This is a genomic window from Paraconexibacter sp. (assembly GCF_041602235.1).
Classification (GTDB): domain Bacteria; phylum Actinomycetota; class Thermoleophilia; order Solirubrobacterales; family Solirubrobacteraceae; genus Paraconexibacter.
In genome coordinates this window covers 1-5,927 of the sequence record NZ_JBFIGP010000239.1, presented here as the reverse complement: position 1 = coordinate 5,927, position 5,927 = coordinate 1, and the positions used below count along the sequence as shown (strand labels likewise).

Annotated in this window: 4 protein-coding genes and 1 pseudogene; 2 read left to right on the top strand and 3 right to left on the bottom strand. The window is 73.3% G+C overall.

The genetic code is table 11. The annotated features are described in order from the left end of the window. Positions 1–229: pseudogene (locus tag ABYE80_RS16005) on the bottom strand (hypothetical protein); the annotation flags it as partial. A 5-nt stretch (positions 230–234) separates the two neighbouring features. Continuing rightward, positions 235–2,556, bottom strand: coding sequence for a glycosyltransferase (locus ABYE80_RS16000; RefSeq protein WP_372791304.1), 2,322 nt, complete (start codon positions 2,554–2,556; stop codon positions 235–237). Positions 2,557–2,621: 65 nt separating this feature from the next. Here ABYE80_RS16000 and ABYE80_RS15995 point away from each other — a divergent pair, with 65 nt between their 5' ends. Further along, positions 2,622–3,458, top strand: coding sequence for a class I SAM-dependent methyltransferase (locus ABYE80_RS15995; protein ID WP_372791303.1), 837 nt, complete (start codon positions 2,622–2,624; stop codon positions 3,456–3,458). A 21-nt stretch (positions 3,459–3,479) separates the two neighbouring features. Here the strand turns inward: ABYE80_RS15995 and ABYE80_RS15990 are convergent, their stop codons facing one another. Next, entirely contained in the window at positions 3,480–5,063 is a 1,584-nt protein-coding gene (locus tag ABYE80_RS15990) for a hypothetical protein (RefSeq protein ID WP_372791302.1), read from the bottom strand. Positions 5,064–5,147: 84 nt separating this feature from the next. Between ABYE80_RS15990 and ABYE80_RS15985 the strand changes: the two genes are divergently transcribed. After that, positions 5,148–5,927, top strand: a 780-nt coding sequence (locus ABYE80_RS15985) for an ABC transporter ATP-binding protein (protein WP_372791301.1), incomplete at its 3' end; no start/stop codon positions are given.

The window sequence follows — 5,927 nt, the reverse complement described above, 5'->3', positions numbered from 1 at the left end:
GCCCGCGTTCCTCGGCGAGCCGGGCCAGCCGCTCCGTGTCGACCTCGTTGAGGTCGAACCCCGTGAGCTGGCGCGGCGCTCCCCGGTGCACGAGGCCGAGATCGATGATCCCGTCGCCGCAGCCGACGTCGCCGACCACCTGGTCGGTGAGGTCCAGCCCGTCCGCGGCGAGGAAGTCCAGCACCTCGCCGGGCGCGTGCACGTAGTGCTCTTCGAACCAGTCGCCCACGCGCGTCAACCGGACGTGCGGACTTGCTCGCGGTCCTCACCGGACGGCAACTCGCCCGCGGAGGCCGGAGGTCCGCCGTTGGTCCCCGACCCCTTGCGAGCCGCACGCGCCAACCCTCGCAGCCGGCTCACCACGGTGAGCGGGCCCACGACGAGCCAGCGGGTCGCCGGACGCTTGGCCAGCGCGGCGAGGGTGCGCTGCGCGTCCTCCGGCAGGAGCGCCCCCTGCGGCCCCACCAGCGCCAGGCCGGTGCCGCCGATCCCGTGCCGCAGGCCCCAGTACCGCGCATCGGCGACCAGGCTCTCCGCCACGACGCGCGCCGCGGGTGGATTGGGCAGGAGCGCCGCGTCGCGGTAGGCCTGCAGGAGGCCCGGGCCGGTGCGATCCCACCGCAGCGGGCTGCCGGCCTCGCGCACCACGCTCACCTGCGCCTCCCGGCGCGCGGGATCGCTCAGCACGCCGATCACGGCGTCCGCGCTCGCGTCCGCGTCCCACGGCACGAGGAGCGCAGCTTCGGCCGGCAGCAGCTCGGCGAGCGAGGTCTGCGCGGCGAACAGGCACGGGACCCCCGCCGCGGCCGCCTCGAACGGCACCAGGCCGAAGCCCTCGTAGGTCGTGGGATAGAGGACCGCGGTGCAGGAGCGCAGCAGCCACTCCTTCTCGGCCTCCGGCACGGTGCCGAGATCCACCACGGCGTCCGCGAGCTCGGGGCGCGCGGCGAGGATCGCGGCCTCGTCGGCCGACGAGGACCCGAACTGCACGGGCGGGCCGGCGAACACCAGGCGTCCCGCCCATCCGTGCCGGGTCCGCAGCGCGTGCAGCAGCTCGAGCGCGAAGACGCGGTTCTTGTGCCGGAAGTCCGCGCCGAGGCACAGCAGGAACGGACGGTCCCCGAGCATCCGCTCCGGGGCCCTGGGCTCCTCGCGGGCGACCACGACCTGGTGGTCGACGCCGATGTGGACCACGCGGGCCCGCTCGGGGTCCACGAGGTCCTCGGACACGGCGTCGTCCCGCGCGTGCCCGGAGAAGAACAGCGTCATCGCGCTGAGCGCCGCGACCTCGCGCATGAGCTGACGGTAGGCGAGCCACGCGGTCGCGTCCGGGTAGTAGCTCGGGTTGCGGTAGCCGATCAGGTCCTGCTGCGTGACGATGATCCGCTCGCCGAGCCCGGCGAGCAGCTCGACGTCCTCGAGCCGCTGCACCTGCCACGGGCGATGGACGATGTCGTCGCGCTCGGCGCGCTCCGCCTCGGCGAGCGAGATGCGCTGCACGCCCGGCAGCTCGTGCAGCGCGTGCAGCGCGTAGTCGCCGACGTCGTCGGGCAGCAGCGCCCGCACGCGCACCTCCCCGGTCCGCTCGAGCGCGGCGATCAGCTCGAGGATGTGCACCTGCGTCCCGGTGGCGATCGGCCCCAGCGCGCGGGCGTCGATCGTCACCCGCAGGCCGCGCATCTCGCGGGCGGCGACGCTCAGGGCCCGTGCGAGCGGACCCTCCGTGTCCCCGGCGGCGTCGGCGACGATGTCGGCGTAGTAGGGGTAGCGGGCCCGCACGATCTTCTCGTGCGCGAGCTGGATCTCCGACCGACGCTCGAGCGCGTCGAACGACCCGCCTCCGTGGTGGGCGACGAGGACGTCGTCGGCGAGGACGTGCTGCAGGCCCCGGGCCAGGCAGCGCTGGGAGAAGTCGACCTCCTCCCCGTAGCCGGGCGCGAACACGAGGTCGAACGCTCCGACGAGGTCGAGCGCCTCGCGTCGCACGTACAGGCAGTGGCCGATGGCGACCGGCAGCCGTGGTCGCAGCCGCAGCGACGCCCTGCGCACCCGCGCGGCGGCGTCGTCGAGCTGCACGCCGTCGGGCAGGCGCGGGAGCGGGGTGTTGCGCACCGGGACCGACACGATCGTGCCGTGGTTGGTCAGCGGGGTGGCGGTGGCGACCGTCGTGTCGCTGTGCGCGGCGTCGCGCAGCCCCTCGAACCAGCCGTCGGCGACCACCACGTCGGAGTTGACGATGATCACGTCGGCGGGCGCGCTCGCCGCGAACGCCGCGTTGACGTTGCCGACGAACCCGAGGTTCTCCGCGCCCCGCATCCAGGTCACCTCGTGCCGCAGTACCCCCTCGGCGTCCAGCGCGCGCACGAACTCGTGGCTCGCGGGCTCGGGCGTCTGGTCGTCGGCGACGAGGATCTGCACGCTGGTCGGCGTGTGGGCGAGGATGCTGCGCAGGCACCGCACGAAGTGCTCGTGCCCGCCGTAGAGCGGGATGCACGCGACGACGTCGCCGCGCCTGACGTCGAGGTGCTCGCCGGTGGCGAGCTCACGCAGGGGCATGGCGCGAGGCTATCGCGAGGCCCGACGGACGGGCCCGCCCCTGGCTGCGGGGGTACAGTTCCCCCGTGCCCGAGACCCAGGAATCCGCCGGCTTTCGCTTCCTGCGCGAGAGTCAGGGTGACGAGCCCTGGCCCTGGTTCTCCGAGCACTACGAGCAGGCGCCCGCCGAGCTCCTGGACTTCCTCGGGCAGGACGGCATCACGCTCGAGGGCCGGTCGGTGGCGGACGTCGGCTGCGGCGACGGCATCATCGACCTGGGGATCCTCGCCGCCGGGAGGCCCGCGAGCCTCGTCGGCTTCGACCTCCAGGCGCCGGACCTCGGATCGTTGCGCGACGAGGCCCGTAAGGCCGGGGTCCTCGACGGCCCGCTCCCGTCCGCCCTGGAGTTCCGCACCTGCACCCCGACGACCCTGCCCGCCGCCGACGCCGCGTTCGACGTCGTCGTGTCGTGGTCGACGTTCGAGCACGTGCAACGCCCGGTGACCGTGTTCCGGGAGATCCGCCGGGTGCTGCGCCCGGACGGCTTCATGTTCCTGCAGATCTGGCCGCTCTACCACTCCCAGCACGGCTCGCATCTGTGGCCGTGGTTCCCGGCCGGGTTCGCGCACCTGCGACACGGCTCCGACGAGATCGCGGCGGCGCTCGCCGAGGCCCACCCCGACCGGCCGCGCGACGTGGAGTTCGTGCTCGAGGAGTACCGGGAGCTCAACCGGGTCACGGTCGACGACCTGCAGCGCGCGATCCTCGCCGCGGGCATGGTCATCACGAAGTTCGAGCTCATGACCGGGACCGTCCACGTCGACCGGTCGCTGTCGCGGACCGCGCTGAGCGACCTGGGGATCAGCGGCATCAAGCTGCTCGCCGTCCCGATGCCGCCGCGCGGGTCGGACCCGCCCGACTGAGCGGCGGGCGCGTCCCGCGGGTCAGGCCGAGCAGGCGCGGACCGCGGCGCTGACCCGGACGGCCCACGCCTGATCGATGCCGTCGGGAGCGGTCGTCACCGCGAGCCGCTCGCCCGGCGCGACCGTCGCCAGCGGCGAGACGATCGTGCCGTTGGCGAACCGGCGCAGCAGGAGCTGGGCCGGTTCGCCCCCGTCGGGCGCCGCGAGCACGATCGACCCCTCCGGGGGCAACGGGACGTCGCTGCCGGCGGCGAACGCCGTGCACCCGCGCAGCGCGCCGCGAGCGGTGGCCGGTCGCGTGACGGGCGGCACGATCTGCGACAGCACCACGTCGGCGACGAGCCGGTCCGGCTCCTGGTCGCTGATCAGCGCCCGCTCGCTCTGCGCGGGCGAGCCGAAGTCCCGCACCGCGGCGAGGTACGGCCCGGCCTCGATCTGCGGAGCCGCTTCCGGAGCGGGCCGGTAGTCCGGGGCGACCTCGACCTCCGCCAGCTGCAGGGCGCTCACCCGCGCCTTGACGTGCTCGGAGTTGGCTCGCAGCGCATCCGCCTTCTGGTTGAGCGGCAGCAGGTTGCCGAGCACGGCGATCGCGGTCGCGACCCCGGCGACCGCCAGCGCGCGGCCCCGCAGCACGACGCCACGCGGCCACAGCTCGGCGGCGGCGAGTAGCACCAGAACCACCGAGGCGTAGAGGTACCGCGCCGCGCCAGGGTCGGCGAGCTGCGCGCGGGCCAGCGCGGTCAGGCCCCACAGGCTGACGGCGCCCGCGAGCACCGCGAGCAGGCGCGGGCTCGGGGCGCTGCGGGCGGTCCCCCACGCCAGGCCGAGCAGGACGAGCACCGCCAGGGTCGGGCCGGCCGTCGCGCCCAGGCCGGTCACGCCGCCGACGGCCGCCGCCAGCATCTGGAAGGCGTAGGCGGGCGCATCGTCGAGGTTGCCGGCCATCAGGTCGCTCTCGCCGTACTTCGCGCGCCACGCCAGGTACAGGGCCAGGGGCGCCGCGACGACCCGAGCGAGCCGGCGCCAGTCGCGCTGGACCACGGGTTCGATCACCGCGATCGCCAGGAACGAGACGCCCAGGGACGAGCAGCCGAGGCTGACGCCCAGGAGCACGGCGGCCGCCAGGTCACCCCCGCGACTGCGGCGATCGAGCGCCACGAGCATCCCCAGGCCGGCGGCGATCGAGCCGACGAAGCCGATCTGGAAGGCCCAGATGAGATCGTCGGCCGCGGACCCCAGGAACAGCAGGAGGGCGGCGCCGCACACGGCCGCCGCATCCCCGACACGCGAGCGCAGCACGACGAACAGCAGGGCACCCGCCAGCAGGTGCAGGCAGACCAGCGTCAGCCGGTAGGGCCAGTAGGCACCCAGCCCGGCGATCTGCAGCAGCAGCTTGTACAGCGCCACGGGGAACACGGACAGGTGGCCGTTGTGGCCGTCGAGCAGGCTGTCGGCGCTGAACCCGCGACGGCGGGTGATGAAGTCCCACTCGTCGTAGAAGAAGATCAGCCCGTGCCCGGCGTGCTGGATGACGATCGCGCTCGCGAGCATCAGCAGTCCGAGCACGGCGAGGGTCAACCGGGAGGGTCGGCGCGCACTGGGCATCGCTGCGGGACCGTAATGCATCCCGCGCCCGTCGTCGGACCCCGCAGGTCCGCAACCGTGGCGCGTCGCTAACGTTCTGCGTCCGTGTCGACCTCGACGATCACTCCGGAGCAGGCGGCTCGGGTCCGCCGCCTGCAGCAGCAGCCTGTCTCCGTGCAGGTGGACCACGTCCGCAAGACCTTCCGCCTTCCTCACCAGCAGTACCACACGCTCAAGGAGCGGGTCCTGCATCCGTTCCGCTCGATGACCTACGACGAGCTGCACGCCCTGCAGGACGTCCACGTCGACATCCGCCGCGGGGAGTTCTTCGGGATCGTCGGGCGCAACGGGTCCGGCAAGAGCACGCTGCTGAAGTGCCTCGCCGGCATCTACCGGCCCGACAGCGGCAGCGTGACGCTGCGGGGCCGGCTCTCCCCGTTCATCGAGCTCGGCGTCGGATTCAACCCCGACCTGACCGCGCGGGACAACGTCGTCATCAACGCGGTGATGATGGGGCTCTCGCGCAAGGAGGCCAAGCGCGCCTTCGACGAGGTCATCGCGTTCGCCGAGCTCGAGGAGTTCGTCGACCTCAAGCTCAAGAACTACTCCTCGGGCATGGCCGTGCGGCTCGGCTTCGCCACCGCGATCCAGGTCGACGCGGACGTCCTGCTCGTCGACGAGGTGCTGGCGGTGGGCGACGCGGCGTTCCAGCAGAAGTGCTTCGAGGAGTTCCACCGCCTGCGCGCCAGCGGCAAGACGATCGTCTTCGTCACCCACGACATGAACGCGACCGAGCGCTTCTGCGACCGGGCGATGCTGATCGAGCGCGGGGACGTCATCGACATCAACGAGCCGCACGTCATCGCCCGCGCCTACAACGAGCTG